Origin of the sequence: Mesorhizobium sp. M0894, assembly GCF_040319725.1 — a bacterium.
GTDB lineage: Bacteria > Pseudomonadota > Alphaproteobacteria > Rhizobiales > Rhizobiaceae > Mesorhizobium.
In genome coordinates this window covers 114,351-134,473 of sequence record NZ_JAMYOG010000013.1, presented here as the reverse complement: position 1 = coordinate 134,473, position 20,123 = coordinate 114,351, and the positions used below count along the sequence as shown (strand labels likewise).

Below are 20,123 nucleotides of genomic sequence, written 5' to 3'. Positions count from 1 at the left end.
GTGATTTGAACCTAGTACAATACTCAGGCCGCCCGAACGCTGCGCGCTCCGCGCGCCCAGGCCGGCAGCCAATCGCCATGCGCAACCAGCAAATCATCGACCAGCGACCATATCTGGTCGAGGTCGAGCTCAGCCGCCGTGTGCGGGTCCATCATCGCCGCGTGATAGATGTGCTCGCGGTTCTCGGTCATCAGCGCCTGGACCGTCAGCTCCTGGACGTTGATATTGGTGCGGATTAGCGCAGTAAGCTGCACCGGCAGGTCGCCGATGAAGGTGGGTTGAATGCCGGAGGCGTCGACGAGGCACGGCACCTCGGCCGCGCAATTATATGGCAATGACGTGATGCAGCCATTGTTGCGGACATTGCCGTAGATCACCGACGGCTCGCCGGTCCAGACCGAATTCATGATCGAGGACGCATATTCCTTCGACTGCTCCACTTCGATCTTGTCAGCCGAGCGATAGGCTTCCGCTTGCCCCTTCCAGCGTTCGATCTGCTCGATGCAGCGCTTCGGATACTCGTCGAGCGGGATACCGAATTTCTCGATCAGATCTTCGCGCCCGTCCTTGATGAAATAGGGCGTGTATTCCGCGAAATGTTCGGAGCTTTCAGTGACGAAGTAACCGAGGCGCTTCAGCATCTCGTAGCGCACCTTGTTCGGGCAGCGCGGGTTCCACCCCGGCTTCGGCGCCCGCCCTTCGCTATAGGCGCGCAGCAGATCCGGATAGAGGTTGCGATAGGAGCCGTCCGGCTGGCGATGCTCGAACTTCAGGTAGAAGGCCATGTGATTGATGCCGGCCGAGCGATAGCGAATCTCCTCGTAGGGAATGTCGAGATCATGCGCCAGCTCCATTGCCGTGCCTTGCACCGAATGGCAGAGGCCGACCTGCTTGATGTCGGGGTATTTCTCCGCGATCGCCCAGGTGTTGATCGCCATCGGGTTGACATATTGCAGCATGATAGCCTGCGGGCAGACCGCGAGCATGTCTTCGCAGATCTTCCACAGATGCGGCACGGTTCTCAAGCCTCGCATGATGCCGCCGACGCCGAGCGTATCGGCGATGGTCTGGCGCAGCCCGTATTTCTTCGGAACTTCGAAGTCGGTGACCGTGCAGGGCTCGTAGCCGCCGATCTGGAAGGCGACGACGACGAAATCGGCGCCCGCCAGCGCCTTGCGCTGGTCCGAATAGGTTTCGGCTTTGGCCTTTACGCCAAGCGTCGAGATCAACTTGCCAACGACGATTGCACTTTCTTCAAGTCTTTGCGGATTGATGTCCATCAGTGCGATCGTCGCGCCGGATAAAGCCGGACGCTGCAATATGTCACCAACGATGTTCCTCATGAACACCGTCGAGCCAGCTCCGATGAAAGCGACCTTGGGATTTCTTGCCACAATAACCTCCGGCATAACAATCAGGCTACCTCGAAAGCGGCTTTGACCAGCCGTTCGGTGTAAGCGGTTTTGGGATGGGACAGGACTTCGTCGACAGGCCCCTCTTCGACGATCCGGCCGCGCTGCATGACGATGACGCGATGGCACAGCGCCCGCACGACTTTGAGATCGTGCGAGATGAAGATGTAGCTCAGGCCCCGTTCGCGCTGCAGCTTGCGCAGCAGTTCGATGATCTGCGCCTGGACCGAGAGATCCAGCGCCGATGTCGGCTCGTCGAGTACGATGAATTCCGGTTCGAGCGCGACGGCGCGGGCAATCGCAATACGCTGGCGCTGGCCGCCGGAAAACTCGTGCGGGAAGCGCGACAGGATATCGCCCGGCATGCCGGCGCTGATCAGTGCCTCGCGCACCCGCTCGATCCGATCGTTCCTCGTGGCGCCGATGCGGTTGACGACAAGCCCTTCCTCGATGATCTGGCCGATCGTCATGCGCGGGTTGAGCGACGAGAACGGGTCCTGGAAGACGACCTGCATGCGCGACCGCAGCGGCCGCATCTGCGCCCGCGAACAGCCATGGATCGGCTGGCCATCGAAATAGATCTCGCCGCTGTCCGTGGTGTTGAGCCTGAGCAACGCCTCGCCGAACGTGGTCTTGCCCGATCCGGATTCGCCGACGAGGCCCAGCGTCTCGTGCCGCCGGAGGGTCAGGCTGAGGCTGTCGACGGCGACAAGTTCGCGCAGATCCGGCTTCATGAACGTGCCGTGCCGCAGCATGAAGGAGACGCGCACACCCTTGGCCTCAAGAATGACGTCGGCGCCTTCCGGCAACGGATTTGCCTGGCCGCGCGGCTCGGAGGCAAGCAGGTGGCATGTGTAGGGATGCTGCGGATTGGCGAACAGCTTCTCCGTCACATTGTGCTCGCGCATCTCCCCATGCTGCATGACGTAGACATAGTCGGAGAACTGGCGCACCACGGTCAGGTCGTGCGTGATCAGGATCACCGCCATGCGCAGTTTCTTCTGCAGGTTGCGGATGAGATTGAGGATTTGCGCCTGAACCGTCACGTCGAGCGCCGTCGTCGGCTCATCGGCGATCAGCACGTCCGGATCGTTGGCCAGCGCCATGGCGATCATCACACGCTGGCGCTGACCGCCGGAAAGCTGGTGCGGATACTGCTTCAGCCGCGCCTGGGGCTCAGGAATTTGCACCTGCTGCAGCAGCTCGAGCGCCCTTGCCTCGGCCTGCCTGCGGCTCATCTTGCGATGCACCCGTATCGCCTCGACGATCTGGCTGCCGATCGTGTAGATCGGGTTGAGCGAACTCATCGGCTCCTGGAAGATCATCGAGATGCGGTCGCCGCGCAGTTTGCGCCGGGCACGCTCGGAAAATTTCAGGATGTTCGCCCCATTGTATTCGACGGTCGATTTCGGCGACACGACCGCACGCTTCGACAACAGTCCCATGACGGTGCGCGCCGTCACCGACTTGCCCGATCCGGACTCGCCGACAATGGCGATCGTCTCGCCGCGATAGAGCTGGAAGGAGATGTCCTTGACCGCTTCCACCATGCCGTGCTCGACCTTGAAATCGACGGCGATGTTGCGGGCATCGATGACCGGGTTTTCCGAACGTCCATCATGGTCGAGCCGGACAGGCGGTGCGAAAGATTTGACGAGCGCGTGTTGCATCATGTCACGTCAATAAGGATCGACTGCATCGCGCAGTCCGTCGCCAAGCGCGTTGAACGCGAAGACGGTGACAAGCACGAAGCCGACCGGCGAGAGGATCCAGGGATAGGTGCCAATGACCGAATAGGTGGCGGTGTCTTGCAGCATCAGCCCCCAGGAGATCAGTGGCGGCTTCACCGCGAAGCCGAGAAAACCGAGGAAGGATTCGAGCAGGACGACACTGGGGATCGCCAATGTGACGGCAACGATCACGTGGCTCATCACGTTTGGGAAAATGTGCTGCATGATGATGCGGCCATCCGTGGCGCCGACCGCCATCGCCGCACGGACGTAGTCGATTCGCGCCAGCGCCAGGGTCTTGCCGCGCACCTCGCGCGACATCTGCGCCCAGCCAAGCGCCGACATGACGACGATTACGAAGGCCAGGAAGACATTTGTCGGCGCCGTCACCGGAACCAGCGACGTTAGCGCCAGATAAAGCGGCAATTGCGGAAATGCGAGCACCAGTTCGACGAAGCGCTGGACCCAGACATCGAATGTGCCGCCGAAATAACCCGACACCATGCCGACCGTCGTGCCGATCACGGTGACGATGAAAACCACGGTCAATGCGATCATCAACGAGATGCGCGAACCATAAATCGCACGAGCCAGCACATCGCGGCCGAATTTGTCGGTGCCAAGGAAGTGCACCGGCTGGCCGTCGGTCGAGCCGAAGAAGTGCCGGTTCGCGGGAAGCAGGCCGAGCAGTCTGTACTCCGCTCCCTTGACGAAGAAGCCGAGCAGCCGCGGATGGTCGTAGTCCGGCCCGACGACGGGTTGGAAGGTAACCGGGTCGAGGTCTTCCGAATCCGCCAGGGCATAGACGCGTGGCTGGAACACGAAGTTGCCGTCCTTGTCATGGAAGCTCATCATCTGCGGCGGGGCGAAGCCGACATCGGTCACCTTGGGATCCATCGGTGCGAAGAAGTCGGCAAACACCGCCAGCAGCACCAGAAACGCGACCAGGATGAGCCCGGCCATGCCGGTCCAGGACCGTTTCAGGCGGCGCCAGACGAGTGCGATGTAGCTCTCATTGCCGCGCGGCTTGATCTTGGCCGGCTCCTCGGCAAGTGGCGGCAGCGAGGGCTCGAACACAAGCATCTCAGGACCCTGCATATTGGCGCACACGCGGATCGAGCATAACGAGCAGCATGTCGGCGATGATGTTGCCGACGATCAGCGTCGCCGACAGCACCATCATGAAGGTCGCCGTGACATAGACGTCGCCAACCGCCATCGAACCGACGATCGCCGGGCCGACGGTCGGCAGGGCAAAGATGATCGCAGTCTCGATCTCGCCGGTCAGCATATAGGGCAGCACCACGCCCTGATACATGACCAGCGGATGCAGCGCATTGGGCACCGCATGGCGCATCACGACCGCACCACCGCTGAGACCCTTGGCGCGAGCGGTTTCGACATATTGCGCGTTCAGCGTGTCGAGCAAATTGCCGCGCATCACCCGCATGTTGTAGGCGAGCCCGCCAAAGGTGGCGATGGCGACAACCGGCCAGACATGCCGGACGAGATCGACGAACTTCGCCCAGGACCACGGCGCCCCGCCAAATTGCGGCGAAAAGAAGCTGCCGATCTCGGACACATTGAACTGGAAGACCAGCAGGTAGACGATGATCAGCGCCATCAGGAAGCGCGGCACCGTCATGCCGAGGAAGGAAATCGCTGACAGCGTACTGTCGATCCAGCTGTACTGTCTGGTCGCCGCCCAGATGCCAAAGCCGATGCCCAGCACCGAAGCCAAGAGATGGCAGACAAGCGCAAGCAGCAGCGTGCGCGGCAGCCGCTCGCCCACCACGTCGGCGACGGGCTTGTTGTAATACAGGCTGTAGCCGAAGTCGCCGCGGGTGACGATGCCGGCGATCCAGTTCAGGTATTGGAGCGGAACCGGCTTATCGAGGCCATGCTCCACGCTATAAGCCTTCGCCTGCGCATCGGCCTCGGCAAAGGAGGCTCCACCCTGGTTGATGAGCTGCAAGCGGATGTAGTCGGCATAGTTGCCCGGCGGGGCCTGGATGATCGCGAAGGTAACCACGCTCAAAATGGCGAGAACCGGTAATGCGGATGCTATGCGCATAAGCAGAAATCGCAGCATCGGCCGTTTCTCTCCTCGCTCGGTTTCAGTTATCCCCTTGCCGCTGGCTTTGTCCCGGCCGCGCCAGCAGCGCGGCCGGGAATTTTCAAGTCAGGGGAGGAAACTCAGTTCGTCGGACCCTTGTCGCCGGGCTTTCCGGGAAGCTGTTCGGGGAACAGTTCATATTTCTGCTGCTTGTCGACAGCGACCCAGACCCTTTCACGAATGATCGAATCTTCGGCCCAGTTGAACATGAAGATCGGCGTTCCCTGCGGGATATTGGAGAAGCGGTTGTTGATGATCAGCGCGCCGGGATATTCGGTCAGCCCGACGGTATAGACGTGTTGCGTCGAGATCTTCTGGAACTGCTTCATCAGGCTGGCGCGCTCGTCGTTGTCCTGCGCCGAGACGAACTTGTTGACGATGTCGACGAGGTCCTTCTCGAACGGCATCAGATCGACCTGGCCGTTTTCCGGAGCGCGATGGTTCCAGCTTGTGCGTGGGCCGATCGGCGCCAGTTGCTCGGTGTTCTGTACGACCGAGGTGAGCTCCTCATCATTGCGCCTGACCATCCAATCGAAACGGCCAGAATACATGGACGCGTCGCGCTGGACGCCGTTCAACCCGTTCAGGACAACGCGAAGACCTAGCCTCTCCATCTGGCCGACGACGCCCTCCGCGAGGCTCTTGTCGGTGGTGTAGTCATTGTTGACGAGCATCACGATCTCGACATTCTTTCCGCCGGCGGTGCCGGCAGGAAAATTGACGAAGCCGTCGCCGTCGCTGTCCTTCAGGCCTGCCTTGGCGAGTTCCGCCTTGGCGCCTTCGAGATCGAAGGGGTAGTAGACCGTCGACTTCCGGTCGTAGAAGCTCGTACCCGAGGAGAAGCCGCCCGGATAGATGGCGGTGAACGGACCCTTGACCAGCGAGTCGCCGAGCGCCTTGCGGTCGAGCGCCATGGTAACGCCCTTGCGGAAATCCTCGTTGCGGTTCAGCTCGCGAACCGCCTGCCCACGCTCGTCGGGATTGCCCCAGCCGTTGGCGGAGAAGTTCATCCGCAGATTATAGCCGATCAGCCGCGGACCGAAGGCAAGCCGGGCCGGCGCGTCCTTTTGCGCCGCCCGCTTCAGCGAGGCGACGAAATTCTCCGGCTGCTCCAGATTGGAGATGTCGGCCGCCCCCGACACCGCCTGAACGTCGCGGTCGGCCCAGGTCGATAATTTGTAGTGCAGTTCATTGAGATACGGCAGTTGGTTGCCCTTCTCGTCGACCTTCCAATAGTACGGATTACGGCGCATGACGATGATGTCGTCGGGGCGGTATGCCACCGGCACCCAGGCACCCATCACGGGCATGTTCATATATTCCGGCGGGAACGCGTTCTTGAACTGCTCGTAAGTGTTCTTCGAGTATTTCGGATGCTGCGGCTTGAGGATGTGCGACGGTCCGGGGCAGAACTTGCCGTAAGCCATGGCGTAGAGGTGTTGCTTCGGAAAGGCGTCCTTGAAGGTCCACTCGACGGTGTAGTCGTCGATTTTCTTCAGCGTCGTGCCGACGCCGAAGGTCTCCTGCGTGGCGCCGTTCAGCGGCGAGACATTGGGGTCGATCACCTCGTCGTCCCAGTAGAACATCACATCGTCGGCGTTGAACGGAACGCCGTCCGACCATTTCGCGCCCTCGACCAGATGCATCGTCAGCGTGTGGCCGTCCTTCGACCAGTCCCAGCCCCTGGCGAGGTTCGGCAGCGGCTCGGTGTCCTTGGCTTCGACCTGGAAAAGCGGGGCCGTTCGCGTAAGGCATTCGGAGAGGCCGATGTCGATGCCGCCCCAGCCTTGCGTCTGCCCCGCGCCGTAGTTCCAGCCCTCCGGCCGGCCGCCGATGACATGGCGCATCGTGTCACCGTAGACGCCGACGCCGTCCGGCATGTTGCCGGTCTTGAAGACCAGCGGCTCCTTCGGGAGCCGGTCCTTGACCGGCGGCAGCTTGCCTGGCTTGACGTATTTGTCGGTGACCCAATCGGGTTCGTGGTATTCTGGAAGTGCCTTGAACTCCAGGATGGAGTCGCGCGCGACATATTTGATCTTTCCCTCGGCGGGAAATTGCGCGGGCACCGGCGGCACGGTCGGCTCGGATGCATATGCGCTCAGCGCCGAGGCCGAGACGCCAAGCGCCAGCCCTGCGAGAATGCCAATGTTTCGAAAATTCCTCATCGTCTCTCCTCCCTGTTGTTCAGGAGCGCGTTGACGCCGCTCCATTTCTCCTCGAACGCTATGCAGACGGTGCGGCGCCGAAAATCCCTCCGAAACTTTACCGCAATCCGTCCCGATGAAATTCAGACGGCCTGCTTGAGAGCCGTTTTTTCCGCACGCAATTCCTCGATCGAACGGACGTCGCGCCGTGCCGCACCGGCCCATTCTCGGGTCTTGACCCTGGATTTCGAAAGCCGTTCCTTCGCGGCCGGCACCGCATCGGCATATTGCGGCAGCCAGCGGGCCTGGGCGACGACCATCTCGTCCACCATTTGCCAAACCTCTTCCGGGGTCGAAACCGCGCCGACCAGTGGGTCGTGCAGGACCGCGAGCTTCAGCAGGTCGATATCGCCGGAGATTGCCGCATGAACCGACATGCGCTGGACGTTGATCGAGGAAATGCAAGTGGCGGCGCAGCCCTCCGGCAGCGTGATGCCGGCCACCATGTTGATACCGAAGCGATCGACGAAGCCGGGCGACTCGACGATCGCATCCTGCGGCAGGTTGGCGATGATGCCATTGTTCTTGACGTTGAAATGACCGCGATAAACGCGGTTCGTCTCCAGCGCCTCGAGAATATGGCTGGCATGCTCGTTGGAGCGCTTGGCAGGATCGATCGGCCTCGCGGCGGATTCCAGAAATTGCGGGAATTCGGTTTCGAACCAGTTGCGCGTTTCGGTCGAATAGCGAAGGTAGCCGCCGGTCTCGCCGTGGATCCAGTCGGACATGTCGATCCAGCGGGTGATTTCGTCCGGCCGCTTGCGGTACCAGGGCAGGTATTCGGAAAGATGGCCGTTGCTTTCGGTCGAATAAACGCCGAACCGCTTCAGGACGTCGATGCGCAGCTTTTCCTGTTGCGAATAGACCGGATGCGCCTCGAAGGCGGCAACCAGCTCGTCCTTACCGATCTTGCGGCCGTTGAGACGCAGGTCGATGAACCAGGTCTGGTGATTGATGCCGGAGCAGATGTAATCGAGTTCGGTGCGCGACTTGGCGCCGAGCACTTCGGCGATCTGGTCGGCGCCGTGCTGGACGCCGTGGCAGAGGCCGACGGTATCGACCTTGCCATATTCGATCGCCGCCCAGGTGTTCATGGCCATCGGGTTGGCATAGTTCAGGAATTTCGCCCCAGGCTCGGCGACCTCGAGGATATCCTTGCAGAAATCGAGGATCACCGGAATGTTGCGCTGGCCGTAGAGGATGCCGCCGGCGCAAATCGTGTCGCCGACGCATTGGTCGATGCCATACTTCAGCGGAATGCGGATGTCGTCGGCATAGGCTTCGAGACCGCCGACGCGAACGCAGCTGATGACGTAGCGGGCACCCTCGAGGGCAGCACGGCGGTCGGTCGTTGCTGTAACCCTGGTCGGCAGCCTGTTGAATTCGACGACCCTGTCGAGGATCGACTTGATCATCTGGAGATTGCGCTCGCTGAGATCGGTCAGCGCGAATTCGACATCCCTGAATTCAGGAACGCACAAAATGTCGGTGAAGAGCTTCTTGGTGAAGCCGACGCTTCCCGCACCGATGATAGCGATCTTGAAACTCATCAGTCTCACCTCGACCTGATCGAATGTTAGGGCAAAGGCGGCGAAAACAGGCCTGGCCCGCCTGCCATGGCGTGCAGGCTGGACTCCGGCGCTTCCTCCCGTCCGCTCTTTGACCGCGGTTTCTTTTGCTTTTCTCGAGGGATTATGCGCCTAATTCAGCACGCGACCAGAGAAGGATTATGCTTTTAGGGGTAATTTTGTGCTGCGGAACTTGATCGACGCCGGGCCGGCGGGCAGGACGGTATCGCTGCCGCGCGGCCGCCAGCGCCTGCACACCATGCCGACAAGCACGGGCTATGAAGTGCGCGAGAACGAGGTCTACGACTGGGATGGGCGCAGGCGCGGCCAGACGCCGTTTACCGTGCTCCAGCACACGATCAGCGGCATCGGCCGATTGCGCTACGAGAACCGGAACTACCGTCTGCAAAGGGGCGATACGTTGCTGGTTCTCGTGCCGCACAACCACCGTTACTGGCTGGCCAGGGGCGAACGCTGGGAATTCTTCTGGATATCGATGAACGGCGAGGAGGCACTGCGCATTCACAAGTCGATCCTTGCCGCCGTCGGTCCGGTGCTTCGGCTGAAGCCCTCGACGATCGATCATCTCGCGGATTGCAGCGTACGCCTGATCACAGGCGCGGTCTCGCCCGGAGCCGCCTCGGCTGTCGCCTATGAAGCCGCCATGGCGCTCTACGACGATGTCTTCGGCTCGCATGCCGTCACCGACGACAAGAGCGCCATGCAACCGGTCATCGATCACATCAAGGCCAATCTCGACAGGCCGCTCCGCGTTGCCGATCTCGCCGAGATCAGCGGCCTGAGCCGCGCGCATTTCTCGCGCTGCTTCGCCGAGAGTGAAGGTCTTCCGCCCGCCGAATTCGTGCTGCAGCAGCGACTGCAGCGCGCGGCGAAGTTGCTGACGAAGGCCGATTTCCTGCCGGTCAAGGAAGTCGCCATCATGTGCGGCTTCGAGGATGCCAATTATTTTTCGAAGGTCTTCCGCCGCCTCTACGGCATCAACCCGACGCAATTCCGCACCAACGGAATGTATGCCAGCCTGGGAACCGCCCGATAGATTCGCACCGCGCTTGGCGTCGGAATCGGGAACGCTTTTGCTTCCCCCTGGTTTAGGACAAGAGAGCCTGATCGCCGCTGCGACAACCCACTCTGAGCGGAGATCAGGCCACAGATGTCAGGGAGTGATCGATGGACAATCCCGATCCGAACAACCCGAATCCACTGCCGGACAATCCCAATCCCGAGCCGGCCCGGCCGCCTGCCCCGCCGGAGACTCCGCCGGGAGAACCTCCAGGCGTACCCCCACCCTCGCCGGATCCAATTCCAATGCCGGACCAGGAGCCAATCGGGATTCCTCCTGGCACCCCTTCCGAAATTCCTTCGGAACCGACTTTTCCCGGGCCGACCGCCTGAAGGGCGGTCGGAGTGGAGGATGGCAAGGGTGATTTGGCGGAGCGCTCGAAACGGGTCTTGCCATGGAACGTTTTGCGCTGGCGCTCATTCACCCTTCCATCACGGAATTCGGCGGCAGGGCCTGCAACCAACGGAGGTTAAAATGAAAGTTGGCAACTGCATGACAAAGGACGTCGAGATCGCCAGTCCGCAGCAAACCCTACGTGATGCGGCAGAAATGATGGGTCGCCTCGACGCCGGCGCGATGCCGGTGGGCGAGAACGACCGGCTCGTCGGCATGATAACCGATCGCGACATCGCAATCCGCGGCGTCGCCCAAGGCAAGACACCTGACGCCAAGGTACGGGAAGTGATGAGCACCGAGGTCAGGTATTGCTTCGACGACGAAGACGCGGAGGATGTTCTGCGCAACATGGCTGATCTGAAAGTGCGCCGGTTGCCGGTGCTTAATCGGGACAAGCGCCTGGTCGGCATCGTTTCGCTGGGCGACCTCGCCACCAACAGCGAGACGGCGACAGCCGGTGAAGCGCTAAGCGGCATCTCGCAACCCGGCGGCGAGCATTCGCAAACGATACACTGACGGCGCACCGTCGACCGGCCTTGCCACGACCGAACCGCCGGCCGGATAGACGCCAGCCTGCCGGTGAAACTGTTCAGAGGCGAACTGGACCGCAAACCGACGAGGAGCAAGCCATGATTACCATGAAGGCCGTCCGTATCCACGATTTTGGTGGACCGGAGGCTCTTTCGCTGGACACGGTTCCGTTGCCTCAGCCGCATGACGACGAGGTCACGCTCAAGGTCTACGCGGCAAGCGTCAATCCCGTCGACTACAAGGTTCGCGAGGGCTCTTCGGGCGCGGATCTGCCCGTCACGCTCGGCCGTGACGTATCCGGCGTGGTGGAACTGTGCGGCACGCGGGCCCATACGCTGAAGAAGGGCGATCCGCTATATGCCATGCTCGGCAACGACCGCGGCGGCAACGCCGAATATGTCGTCGTCAAGGCAACGGAGGCGGCGGCGAAGCCGCAACGCTTAAACCACGCCGAAGCCGCCGCCGTGCCGCTTGCGGGCCTTACCGCGTGGCAAGGCCTTTTCGATCACGGCGGCCTTAAATCCGGGCAGCGGGTCCTCATCCATGGTGGCGCCGGCGGCGTCGGTCATCTGGCGGTGCAGTTTGCAAAGGTTGCGGGCGCCTTCGTCGCGACGACCGTTTCCGCGCAGGATTTCAATTTCGTCCGCGCGCTTGGCGCCGACCAGGCGGTCGACTACAAGAACCAGCGCTTCGAGGAGGTCGTCGAAGACGTCGACGTTGTCTTCGACCTTGTAGCAGGTGAAACACAGGACCGCTCGTGGGACGTGCTCAAACCCGGCGGCACGCTCGTCTCAACGCTTTCCGAACCGTCGGCGGAAAAGGCCCGCCAGCATCGGGCTCGCGGCGTCTCCTATCTGACCAAGCCGAACGCAGCACAGCTTGCCGAAATCAGCCGCCTCATCGACGCCGGGAAGGTCAGGCCGTTCGTGCAGGCAATCTATCCTCTCGAGGACGTCGCCAAAGCCGAGGAACGGCTCGAGAAGCAGCATACGCGCGGCAAGATCGTGCTTCAGGTAGCCGCCTAGCGGACGCAGGCCGTTTCTCCTGTTCAGAAGCCCGGCGGCCGAGAGTTTGACACAGGACGGCGCGCCGGGCCTGGCCGGCTTAGACAGGCGCCGGCCGAAGCAGCATGCGTCGGGTTTGCCGGAATACGCAAATCAAACAAATCAGGGAGATGCAACGGAATGTGAGGCACCTCGCGACGGCACCGGCGCACGGCCCGCTGTCAGTGAAATGCGAAGCGAAGGGGCACAGCGTTTACCGACAGGCGGGTTAGGTTCCTACGGCCCGCAAGCCGCAAAAAACCGCTTCAATCTGTCGGACAGCGGCGATAGGCTCGAACCATGTCTCAATCTGCCAATCCGATCTCCATTGCCCGTCGCGACCAGATGTTTCCCGCGCTGGCTGAACCTGACCTGGACCGCATGGGCCGTTTCGGCGAAGCCGTGTCCTATGCTGCAGGCGAACAGATCGTCAAAGCCGGTGAGCTGGCGCCCGGTCTGATCGTGATCCTGTCCGGCAAGGTGGATATCACCCAGGGCGGCAGCTTCGGCCGGCGCGAAACGATCGTCACGCACGGTGCGGGCAATTTCGTCGGCGAGCTGGCGCAGCTTTCAGCAAGGCCCTCACTGGTGGATGTGGAGGCGGTCGAGCCTGTCGAGGCGCTGGTCATCGCCTCGCAAAGGCTGCGGGACCTGATGGTACAGGAAGCAAACCTCGGCGAGCGCATCATGCGGGCGCTGATCCTGCGCCGTGTCGGCCTGCTCGAGAGCGGCACAGCCGGACCGATCATTGTCGGACCGGTCGACAGCGGTGACGTATTGCGGCTGCAAGGTTTCCTGGCCCGCAGCGGTCAGCCGCATCGGGTTCTCGATTCCGCTACCGATCCCTGCGCCAAGACGCTGATCGAACGCTTCCATGTCGATATCCACCATTTGCCGATCGTGCTCTGCCCGAACGGCAAGCTGCTGCTCAATCCCGGAGAGAACGAGCTCGCCCGCTGCATCGGCCTGGTGAGGCCGATCGACGCCGACAAGCTGTACGACGTGGCCATTGTCGGCGCCGGACCAGCCGGCCTCGCGGCGGCCGTCTATGCGGCTTCCGAAGGGCTGTCGACGATCGTGCTCGATTGCCGTGCCTTTGGTGGACAGGCGGGCGCCTCCTCGCGCATCGAGAACTATCTCGGCTTCCCGACCGGCATTTCGGGAATGGCGCTGATGGCGCGCGCTTACAATCAGGCGCAGAAATTCGGCGTCGAAATGGTGATACCGGACGAGGCGAAGCGGCTGGGCAGTGCAAGCGACACGCCGGGCGCCCATTACACGCTCGCCGTCGGCGGCGGGGAGACCGTGCGGGCACGGTCGGTGGTGATCGCCAGCGGGGCGCGCTATCGCCGCCTTGATATGGCAAACCTGGCGCAATTCGAGGGAACCTCCGTGCACTATTGGGCTTCGCCGATCGAAGCCCGGCTTTGCGCCGGGCAAGAGGTGGCCCTGGTCGGCGCCGGCAATTCGGCTGGCCAGGCTGCTGTTTATCTGGCGGCGCATGTGAAGAAGGTATGGCTGCTGGCGCGCGGCAGCAGCCTGGATGCGAGCATGTCGCGCTATCTGGTGGAGCGCGTCAGGGCACAGCCGAACATCGAGGTGCTGGCTGAGACGCAGATCACGGCGCTGGAAGGCGACGACGGCAATCTTGGCAATGTACGCTGGCGCAACCGCGACACGGAGACAGCACGTCCGATCCACCATCTCTTCCTGTTCATCGGCGCCGATCCGAACACCGATTGGCTGGCGCAATGCGGCTTGGCGTTGGACGCGAAGGGCTTCGTGCGCACTGGGCCGGACATTGGCCAAGCGGGTGCGCTGGAGACGAACCGCAGCGGCGTGTTCGCCATCGGCGACGTGCGCGCTGGCTCGATCAAGCGCGTCGCCGCTGCCGTCGGTGAAGGTGCCCAGGTGGTTGCGGCGCTGCATGCATATCTCGCGCAAGGCGGCAGTCTCGCCGTGGCGCCTCAACTGGCCAGGAGCGCATGATGGCGGACGAATGCAGGCATGCCGGGGACATTCGCGACGTGACGCCGAGCGCGCTCGGCTGCGAGGAATGCCTGAAGAGCGGTTCGCAGTGGGTGCATCTGCGGCTCTGCCGCACATGCGGCCATGTCGGCTGCTGCGACGACTCGCCCAACCGTCATGCCACCAAGCATTTTCGGGCAACCGGCCATCCCGTCATCGAAGGCTACGATCCGCCGGAAGGCTGGGGATGGTGCTACATCGACGAAATCTTCCTCGACCTCGGCGACCGCACTACGCCGCAAAACGGTCCAATACCGCGCTTCATTTGAGCTTTTTTGCCAGCGTCCCGCTAGTCCAAGGCTGCTTCGGCTTGGGCGGGGATATCGCGCCCCTCTGGTGGTGCCAATGAACGCTCGCGCATGTGCCTGACGGTCTGAAGGACACGATCGGCAAGGGATGCAAGCGCGCCCTGTGCCGTGCGCGTTCCGATGACGGATTCCAGCGTAACCGCCTGCGTTGAGAATTTGTGTTTGAACGACTCTGCACCACAGAGGAAATCGACCACGCTCAAGCCGTGATCGATCGACCACTGTACGTAATCCATCAACAGGATCACACCCGGCGACGCCCGGCCGAAATCCGGATCGAAGGTCGTTACGAAGGCCATCATCACGTCGTGCTGGACGAAGTTGATCGACACCGCGACCATTATGCCATTGCATTCCAGGACGAAGATATGCAGCACGCCGGCGTGCGCCAGCGCGTCGACGAGCGCGGCGAGTACCGGCACGCCCTCTTCGAACAGGTCGGACTCACGCATGCGCTCGGTCAGCCATTTCCGCTTCAAGGCCGCGAGGCGCTCCAGTACCGGTTGCAGCGGCTCGTCGGGGGCAAGCAGGCGAAATCTCACCTCTCCGGTTTCTTCCAGCGCTTTGATGCCGCGCCGATAGTTCTGGCGCGTCTTTTTCGACTGATCCGCGAACCATGCCGCTCCGCTTTCCCATTGTCCGGCAACGCGATAGCTGACTTCCGTTCGGTGAAACGGACGAAGCCTGATGCCGCTGGAAGCTCCCGGCGTGAAAATTTTGCGGGCCGCCGCATCCGGTGAGAGACGATTGATCAGGGCAAGATCGAAGCCACCGGCATCGCAGAGTTGGCTCCATAGCTCCTGCAGCGCCGACAACGAGCAGTCCGGGGCAACGAGAATATCTCCATAGTCGGTATAGCTGCCGGCCGCCCATTCGAGAAACCGCAGCCCCCTGCGCCTGCCGATCGCCAGCGGAACGACGGCAACGAGTTTCTCGCCCTTCCACACCAGGCCGATCCGCAACGCGCGCTGGTCACGGCGTTGTACGGTACTCCACCATGCCGAAATCCAGGCATGGCTTTGAAAGATCAGCCCGTCGGTACGATGCCAAAGGTCCATCCAAGCGGCTTCGACCGCCGCCAGGCGATCCGCCGAACGGACGATTTCCAGACGCTCCGCGCCTAGGACGTCGATGGAAACAACGGTGTTCATGAAGGAGAACTGTCCTGTGGCTGCGCGACCACATTGGGCCGCCTGTGAAACAGTCGCATGACATGCCTTGTCATCTTCTTGAGCGGCAGGATGTAGAGCCCAAAGAGCGACTGATAATCGCGCACATCGCGATCGATCAGGCCAAATTTCAGGTCTTCATCAGGCTCCGGGACAAATTGCGTTCCGAACAGCCGATCCCAGAACGAAAAAAGCAGGCCGAAATTCTTGTCATAATGACGTGGGTCGATGCTGTGATGAACCTGGTGCCAGTGCGGACACAGGATGATGTTGTTCAACGGGCCGAACGAGACCTTGAGATGCGTATGGCGAACAAAATCCATCATCAGGATGTTGCGGATGACGTAGACGTTGATGCCGAAGATAGCGACCTCTACCGGATCGAGTGCAATGAGGCTCCAGATGCCGAAGCAGATGCCCGGGATGACGCCATCCCACATACGGTTCATCAGATCGTCCAGCGGATGAACCCGGTCCTTGGTGATCCCCACCATCACCTCGGCCGAATGATGCACCTTGTGCAATTCCCACAGGAACGGGAAACGGTGCTGGGCGACGTGGTAGAGGTAGTATGAAATATCATAGGCGACCAGCATGGTTGCGGTGAAGATGACGATCGTCATCGGTCCCGCCGGGCCGCCGAGAAGCGGCGCGTGGGTGTTAAGGAGCCAGCCGATTGCCTCGCGTGTGCCGTAGCCCACCGCGACGACGAAGGTGACGCCGGCAGGAATGAGCAGGAAGGGCATCATCGCCCGTTTCGTGATCCAGAACAGGGCGTCGGCTCGCGCCGACGGATGCAGGATGACTTCCGCCGGGAAGGCGAAGTCGAAAAAATCCCTGAGGGATTTATGTTCGGCAGTTCGCCAGTAGGCGATCACCGCGCTGCCCAGTGCGGTGAGGAGAAGCAGGCCGAGCGTGGTCAGATTGACGTTCGAAAGCTTTTCCACAATCGCTCTGGCAAATTCGGAAAACATCGTTGCAGCGGCTCCTGGGGCGAATTGCAAAGCACGAAATTCCCGCCAAACCCGCTACGCCGCCTGCAACCAGTGGCTGTTGCGGGCGCAGCGGGCAAAGCAGGCTGGATGGTGCGAGACTAGCAGATCAACAGTAACGAAACCGCTAAATGTCCAAACGTAATTAATGTCGAATACGGCTGGAACTCGCCCGGCAACTCTACGTTGGCGCCGGTTTTTGCCGTTGCGGCGGGTGAATTGGAGCAAGATGGATATGGATTCCGGCTTCGCCCACTTCACCGTGCCAGGCGAGGCGTTCGGCTTGCTGCCTGGTACCAAAACGCAGTGAAACCCAACCGCCCTGCCCCGGCATGTCACCGCCGGCGCGGATGTCGAGCGCGGCATCAGGAAAGCGGATGGCCAATAGCGCCTCGTCGCGGCGCAACACCGTGACCGTGTTTTCATGCCGGTCGGTATGGAGGCCGGCGGCCAGTTGGAAGACGATCTCGGACTGGTGCTTGCCGCCGAGCAGTTGGTCGGTGATGAGGATGCCATCGGCCTGGCGCGCCAAAGTGCGCTGATGCATGACGCCGAAGCGGCTTCTATACCCGTCGTGCCGGCCACACAGCCTCCAGTGCGTTCCAGGCTCGCTGTCCACCAGCGTCGCAACTGCCTTGTGCGACCAGTTGAAATTCCCAGCGATGGTGCTTTGGTTTTTACCCTCGATATTCAGCGTGTTGTGCGCCGGCGTCGAGCGGAACCAGTCGCGCCATGCGCCTCCCGAACCGTAGAGCCAGGTGCCCGGATCGACCAGCACCGGCTCACCGTCGATGCACAGGCTGAGCGACAGCGCGTCGGCATGGCCGTGCGCCGCTATCGAGAGATAACCGAGCGGTCCATGATCGAACGTCAGTTCGACATCGCGGCCATTCATTGCTCCGCGCCAGACGGAGAGCCCACCTCGCGCGAATGTCTGCAAGCCATGCACCGCCGGTGCCGGGCCCGACGGCGCACCAAAGAAAAGCGAACGAAAGTCGTCGGGCCCCGGCACGTTGCCCGGCGTCCCCAGCAAGCCTTGGATGGCGGCCGCGACGGATCGGATATAGTTCGGCTCATCCCCCAGCTTCAGCACGCGGCCCTCATCGTCGTCGCCGAAGCGGGCGGCTTTCAGTGGCAGCCAGCCGACGAAATTGGCGAAGGCACCCAGACGCGCTTCGACAGCGGGGGGAAACGGCGTTCCCGCCTGGCGTGCCGCGGCGGCGCACAGCAAGATGAGTTCGGCGCTGAAGGCTGCGTAGGTCGGCGTTTGCTCGGCACCGGCGCCGTCGGCGAGTATCTGCTTGTGCGTCTCATTCAGGAGGGCGCCGTGGGCGATTTCGGATTCGGCCCCGAGCGCCAGGCCGACCAGATATTCGCCAGCCAATTCTGCGACGAGATGGTTGTTGGCGGAGGAATATCGCGATGGAAACCGCGGCAGCCAATAGGCGCTTGCCGCGAGTATCTCACCGGCTTTCCGCAGGGTCGCCGGGTCAAGCCGGTCGCCAACGAGGTCCAGGGTGACGATCAGGCTGATGGCTCGCAGCGCTACCTCGATGCCGGACGCCCAGCCAATGCCTCGGAACGGCGGATTGGCGGAATGCCAACTGCCGATTGCCACCTCGATGGCCCTCCGGGACCGATTGTCCTCGCTGAGGAGCAGGTGTGCAGCCAGTGGCGGCAATTGCTGCAGCCGGTTGATTTCCCAGACATATTTTATATCGCCAAGGTCGCCGCCATGGCGAAAATCGATGTCGAAAGTATGAGCCTCGGAGCCAGGCCAAAGCCTGCCGGTCACCGGATCAAGACGCCAAAGCTCAGCAGGAAACAAAACATCGGGCTCGCGCTTTGGCCATGTCCGCCCGAGTGCCGAAAACCGGCCCTGAAGCGTCTCTTGCGCGGCCGCCGCTATGGCTTGCCGTTGAGCGTCGGTCGCTGCCAGCACAGCGTGGCGAAATCCCGGCAGCACCGGGTGCAACTGCGGCGATGGATAGCGCTCCCACCCATCATCGCGGCGGCGCGACGCGATCCTTCGACGTTGCTCGCTCAGCCGGTGCAACACCTCGGCCGGTCCCATGCTGCGCAATCGGTTGATGTACCAGCCGATTCTCATGCACGCCCCGTCAACGTTTCGGTCCTTGTATACCATGCCGTCGAAAAGCTGCGCGCCGGCAATCTTCTTTCCCGTTCGTTGCGGTTAATATCTCCGGCGACCATGCGGAGAGAGCGATGAGAAAAGCGGTGTGTGTTGTTGCCTGGGTGCTCGCCTTGGTTATGGCGGCCGAGGCAGCGCCCATCCCTCTCAAGCGCGGCGTTGGCGTGCATGAGTGGCTCAACTGGTCGCCGGTGGAGAAAGACGGAACCTACGTTTGGCCGCCCTATCGCAGCGAAAAGGAGTGGCTTGCGGGAAGCAGGCCGTTCACCGATTGGCCGGCCGGGGAGGTGTTTGCCCACATCCGATCGATGGGCTTCGACTTCGTCCGGCTGAGCGTCGATCCCGGCCCTCTGCTTGCCAGCGAGGGCGCCAGGCGGCAGCAGGCGCTGGACATACTTGCCGCCGCCGTCGAGCGGATCACGTCGACCGGCCTCAAGGTGGTTTTCGACCTGCATGGCGTCACTCAGGTTCCGGACTACAGCATGGAGATGATCTACGGCGGCGCCGACAGCGAGGGCGTTGCCGGCTACCGCCAGATGGTTGTGGCGGTCGCCGCCATGCTGGTCAAGATAGGCACCGACAAAGTCGCCCTCGAACCTTACAACGAGCCAGCATATTACCCTTGCGATCCAAGCGGCAGCGATGACTGGCAGCGGATCATGGCGGGGACCGTCCACGACATTCGAGCGGTCAGCAGCGAACTCACCATCGTTGCGACCGGCGCCTGCGGCGGCAGCATTGCCGGACTGGTCAACCTCAGCCCCGGCTTTGATGACCCAAACCTCTATTACAGCTTCCATATGTATGAGCCGCACAGCTTCACCCACCAGCGGCCCGACGACACAAACAGCTTTGTTTCGGGACTTCCCTGGCCTGCCGACAGCAGTACACCCGAAGTGGTGACCGAAACCCTTAGGGCGCGGATGGAAGCTGCCGGCTTGAGCAGGGTCGAGCAGATGATGAACATGGCCACCGCGCGCGAAGCAGTAGCGAAATATTTCGAGCAGAACTGGGGGCAGAGCCAACTCGAGACGAGCTTTCGTCAGGCCGTCGACTGGGCTGAAGGCCATGGCATTCCAAGCCGGCGGCTCTTCATGGGCGAATTCGGCGCTATCCTCATGTCAGCGGACGGCCGCATGGGCGCCTTCGAGGCCGACCGTTCGCGCTATCTCAAGGCGGTGCGCCGAGAGGCCGAACGCTTCGCGATCCCATGGTCTGTCTGGGAGTTCTCCAATCGCTATGGGATGAGCCTCATCCGGCCCGATGGCCCCCCGGTGCCCGACCCGGAGATGCTGCAGGCACTGGGCCTGCCCTAATTCCCGTCAGTTCTCGTCGCGGATGAGCAGCCGTCAACTTCGATCCTCTCAACGCCAGGTTGGATCGAGAACGGCCT

15 protein-coding genes are annotated in these 20,123 nt (G+C 61.9%); 6 read left to right on the top strand and 9 right to left on the bottom strand.

Annotated features, from left to right (window positions below):
* Nucleotides 1–23: 23 nt before the first annotated feature.
* The 6 genes from NKH91_RS23215 to NKH91_RS23190 all read right to left on the bottom strand — a co-directional run bounded on the left by NKH91_RS23215 (nucleotide 24) and on the right by NKH91_RS23190 (nucleotide 9,012).
* Nucleotides 24–1,394: an alpha-glucosidase/alpha-galactosidase gene (locus NKH91_RS23215; protein ID WP_352639423.1), complete on the bottom strand. Its 1,371-nt coding sequence runs from the start codon at nucleotides 1,392–1,394 to the stop codon at nucleotides 24–26.
* A gap of 20 nt (nucleotides 1,395–1,414) precedes the next feature.
* Nucleotides 1,415–3,082, bottom strand: coding sequence for an ABC transporter ATP-binding protein (locus tag NKH91_RS23210; RefSeq protein WP_352844873.1), 1,668 nt, complete (start codon nucleotides 3,080–3,082; stop codon nucleotides 1,415–1,417).
* A 9-nt stretch (nucleotides 3,083–3,091) separates the two neighbouring features.
* Nucleotides 3,092–4,225 (bottom strand): ABC transporter permease, encoded by a 1,134-nt coding sequence (locus tag NKH91_RS23205; RefSeq protein WP_031194485.1) that lies wholly within the window; start codon nucleotides 4,223–4,225, stop codon nucleotides 3,092–3,094.
* A gap of 1 nt (nucleotide 4,226) precedes the next feature.
* Nucleotides 4,227–5,234, bottom strand: coding sequence for an ABC transporter permease (locus NKH91_RS23200; RefSeq protein ID WP_031194486.1), 1,008 nt, complete (start codon nucleotides 5,232–5,234; stop codon nucleotides 4,227–4,229).
* Between the two features lie 104 nt (nucleotides 5,235–5,338).
* Nucleotides 5,339–7,423 (bottom strand): ABC transporter substrate-binding protein, encoded by a 2,085-nt coding sequence (locus NKH91_RS23195; RefSeq protein WP_023720678.1) that lies wholly within the window; start codon nucleotides 7,421–7,423, stop codon nucleotides 5,339–5,341.
* A 122-nt stretch (nucleotides 7,424–7,545) separates the two neighbouring features.
* Complete coding sequence (locus tag NKH91_RS23190; RefSeq protein ID WP_023720679.1) at nucleotides 7,546–9,012, bottom strand: alpha-glucosidase/alpha-galactosidase; 1,467 nt, start codon at nucleotides 9,010–9,012, stop codon at nucleotides 7,546–7,548.
* A gap of 277 nt (nucleotides 9,013–9,289) precedes the next feature.
* Here NKH91_RS23190 and NKH91_RS23185 point away from each other — a divergent pair, with 277 nt between their 5' ends.
* The 5 genes from NKH91_RS23185 to NKH91_RS23165 all read left to right on the top strand — a co-directional run bounded on the left by NKH91_RS23185 (nucleotide 9,290) and on the right by NKH91_RS23165 (nucleotide 14,378).
* Nucleotides 9,290–10,087 (top strand): helix-turn-helix domain-containing protein, encoded by a 798-nt coding sequence (locus NKH91_RS23185; RefSeq protein WP_084642854.1) that lies wholly within the window; start codon nucleotides 9,290–9,292, stop codon nucleotides 10,085–10,087.
* A gap of 498 nt (nucleotides 10,088–10,585) precedes the next feature.
* Nucleotides 10,586–11,023, top strand: coding sequence for a CBS domain-containing protein (locus NKH91_RS23180; RefSeq protein WP_023720681.1), 438 nt, complete (start codon nucleotides 10,586–10,588; stop codon nucleotides 11,021–11,023).
* 113 nt (nucleotides 11,024–11,136) lie between these two features.
* Nucleotides 11,137–12,063, top strand: coding sequence for an NADP-dependent oxidoreductase (locus NKH91_RS23175; protein ID WP_352844694.1), 927 nt, complete (start codon nucleotides 11,137–11,139; stop codon nucleotides 12,061–12,063).
* 318 nt (nucleotides 12,064–12,381) lie between these two features.
* Nucleotides 12,382–14,070 carry an FAD-dependent oxidoreductase gene (locus NKH91_RS23170; RefSeq protein ID WP_352844696.1) on the top strand — a complete coding sequence of 563 codons (1,689 nt, stop codon included), beginning with the start codon at nucleotides 12,382–12,384 and terminating at the stop codon, nucleotides 14,068–14,070.
* The gene (locus NKH91_RS23165) at nucleotides 14,067–14,378 is read left to right on the top strand and encodes a UBP-type zinc finger domain-containing protein (RefSeq protein ID WP_036238601.1); all 312 of its coding nucleotides are present in this window, start codon (nucleotides 14,067–14,069) and stop codon (nucleotides 14,376–14,378) included. The genes NKH91_RS23170 and NKH91_RS23165 overlap by 4 nt, the downstream gene beginning before the upstream one ends.
* 20 nt (nucleotides 14,379–14,398) lie before the next feature.
* On the opposite strand, the gene NKH91_RS23160 is transcribed toward NKH91_RS23165, so the two are convergent.
* The 3 genes from NKH91_RS23160 to NKH91_RS23150 form a co-directional block, all read right to left on the bottom strand.
* A complete protein-coding gene (locus tag NKH91_RS23160) occupies nucleotides 14,399–15,568 on the bottom strand; it encodes a GNAT family N-acetyltransferase (RefSeq protein WP_352494478.1) in 1,170 nt (389 codons plus the stop codon).
* Entirely contained in the window at nucleotides 15,565–16,560 is a 996-nt protein-coding gene (locus NKH91_RS23155) for a sterol desaturase family protein (protein WP_352844698.1), read from the bottom strand. The genes NKH91_RS23160 and NKH91_RS23155 overlap by 4 nt, the downstream gene beginning before the upstream one ends.
* Before the next feature lie 199 nt (nucleotides 16,561–16,759).
* A complete protein-coding gene (locus tag NKH91_RS23150) occupies nucleotides 16,760–18,688 on the bottom strand; it encodes a heparinase II/III family protein (RefSeq protein WP_352844700.1) in 1,929 nt (642 codons plus the stop codon).
* A 116-nt stretch (nucleotides 18,689–18,804) separates the two neighbouring features.
* On the opposite strand from NKH91_RS23150, the gene NKH91_RS23145 reads away from it, so the two are divergent.
* The gene (locus NKH91_RS23145; RefSeq protein WP_023720689.1) at nucleotides 18,805–20,046 is read left to right on the top strand and encodes a glycoside hydrolase family 5 protein; all 1,242 of its coding nucleotides are present in this window, start codon (nucleotides 18,805–18,807) and stop codon (nucleotides 20,044–20,046) included.
* Nucleotides 20,047–20,123 lie beyond the last annotated feature (77 nt).

Excerpts from the sequence above, each read along its gene's own strand:
- NKH91_RS23210 (WP_352844873.1), bottom strand. The coding sequence starts at position 3,082 with ATGCAACACGCGCTCGTCAAATCTTTCGCACCGCCTGTCCGGCTCGAC.
- NKH91_RS23205 (WP_031194485.1), bottom strand. The coding sequence starts at position 4,225 with ATGCTTGTGTTCGAGCCCTCGCTGCCGCCACTTGCCGAGGAGCCGGCC.
- NKH91_RS23200 (WP_031194486.1), bottom strand. The coding sequence starts at position 5,234 with ATGCTGCGATTTCTGCTTATGCGCATAGCATCCGCATTACCGGTTCTC.
- NKH91_RS23195 (WP_023720678.1), bottom strand. The coding sequence starts at position 7,423 with ATGAGGAATTTTCGAAACATTGGCATTCTCGCAGGGCTGGCGCTTGGC.
- NKH91_RS23190 (WP_023720679.1), bottom strand. The coding sequence starts at position 9,012 with ATGAGTTTCAAGATCGCTATCATCGGTGCGGGAAGCGTCGGCTTCACC.
- NKH91_RS23185 (WP_084642854.1), top strand. The coding sequence starts at position 9,290 with ATGCCGACAAGCACGGGCTATGAAGTGCGCGAGAACGAGGTCTACGAC.
- NKH91_RS23180 (WP_023720681.1), top strand. The coding sequence starts at position 10,586 with ATGAAAGTTGGCAACTGCATGACAAAGGACGTCGAGATCGCCAGTCCG.
- NKH91_RS23175 (WP_352844694.1), top strand. The coding sequence starts at position 11,137 with ATGATTACCATGAAGGCCGTCCGTATCCACGATTTTGGTGGACCGGAG.
- NKH91_RS23170 (WP_352844696.1), top strand. The coding sequence starts at position 12,382 with ATGTCTCAATCTGCCAATCCGATCTCCATTGCCCGTCGCGACCAGATG.
- NKH91_RS23165 (WP_036238601.1), top strand. The coding sequence starts at position 14,067 with ATGATGGCGGACGAATGCAGGCATGCCGGGGACATTCGCGACGTGACG.
- NKH91_RS23160 (WP_352494478.1), bottom strand. The coding sequence starts at position 15,568 with ATGAACACCGTTGTTTCCATCGACGTCCTAGGCGCGGAGCGTCTGGAA.
- NKH91_RS23155 (WP_352844698.1), bottom strand. The coding sequence starts at position 16,560 with ATGTTTTCCGAATTTGCCAGAGCGATTGTGGAAAAGCTTTCGAACGTC.
- NKH91_RS23150 (WP_352844700.1), bottom strand. The coding sequence starts at position 18,688 with ATGAGAATCGGCTGGTACATCAACCGATTGCGCAGCATGGGACCGGCC.
- NKH91_RS23145 (WP_023720689.1), top strand. The coding sequence starts at position 18,805 with ATGAGAAAAGCGGTGTGTGTTGTTGCCTGGGTGCTCGCCTTGGTTATG.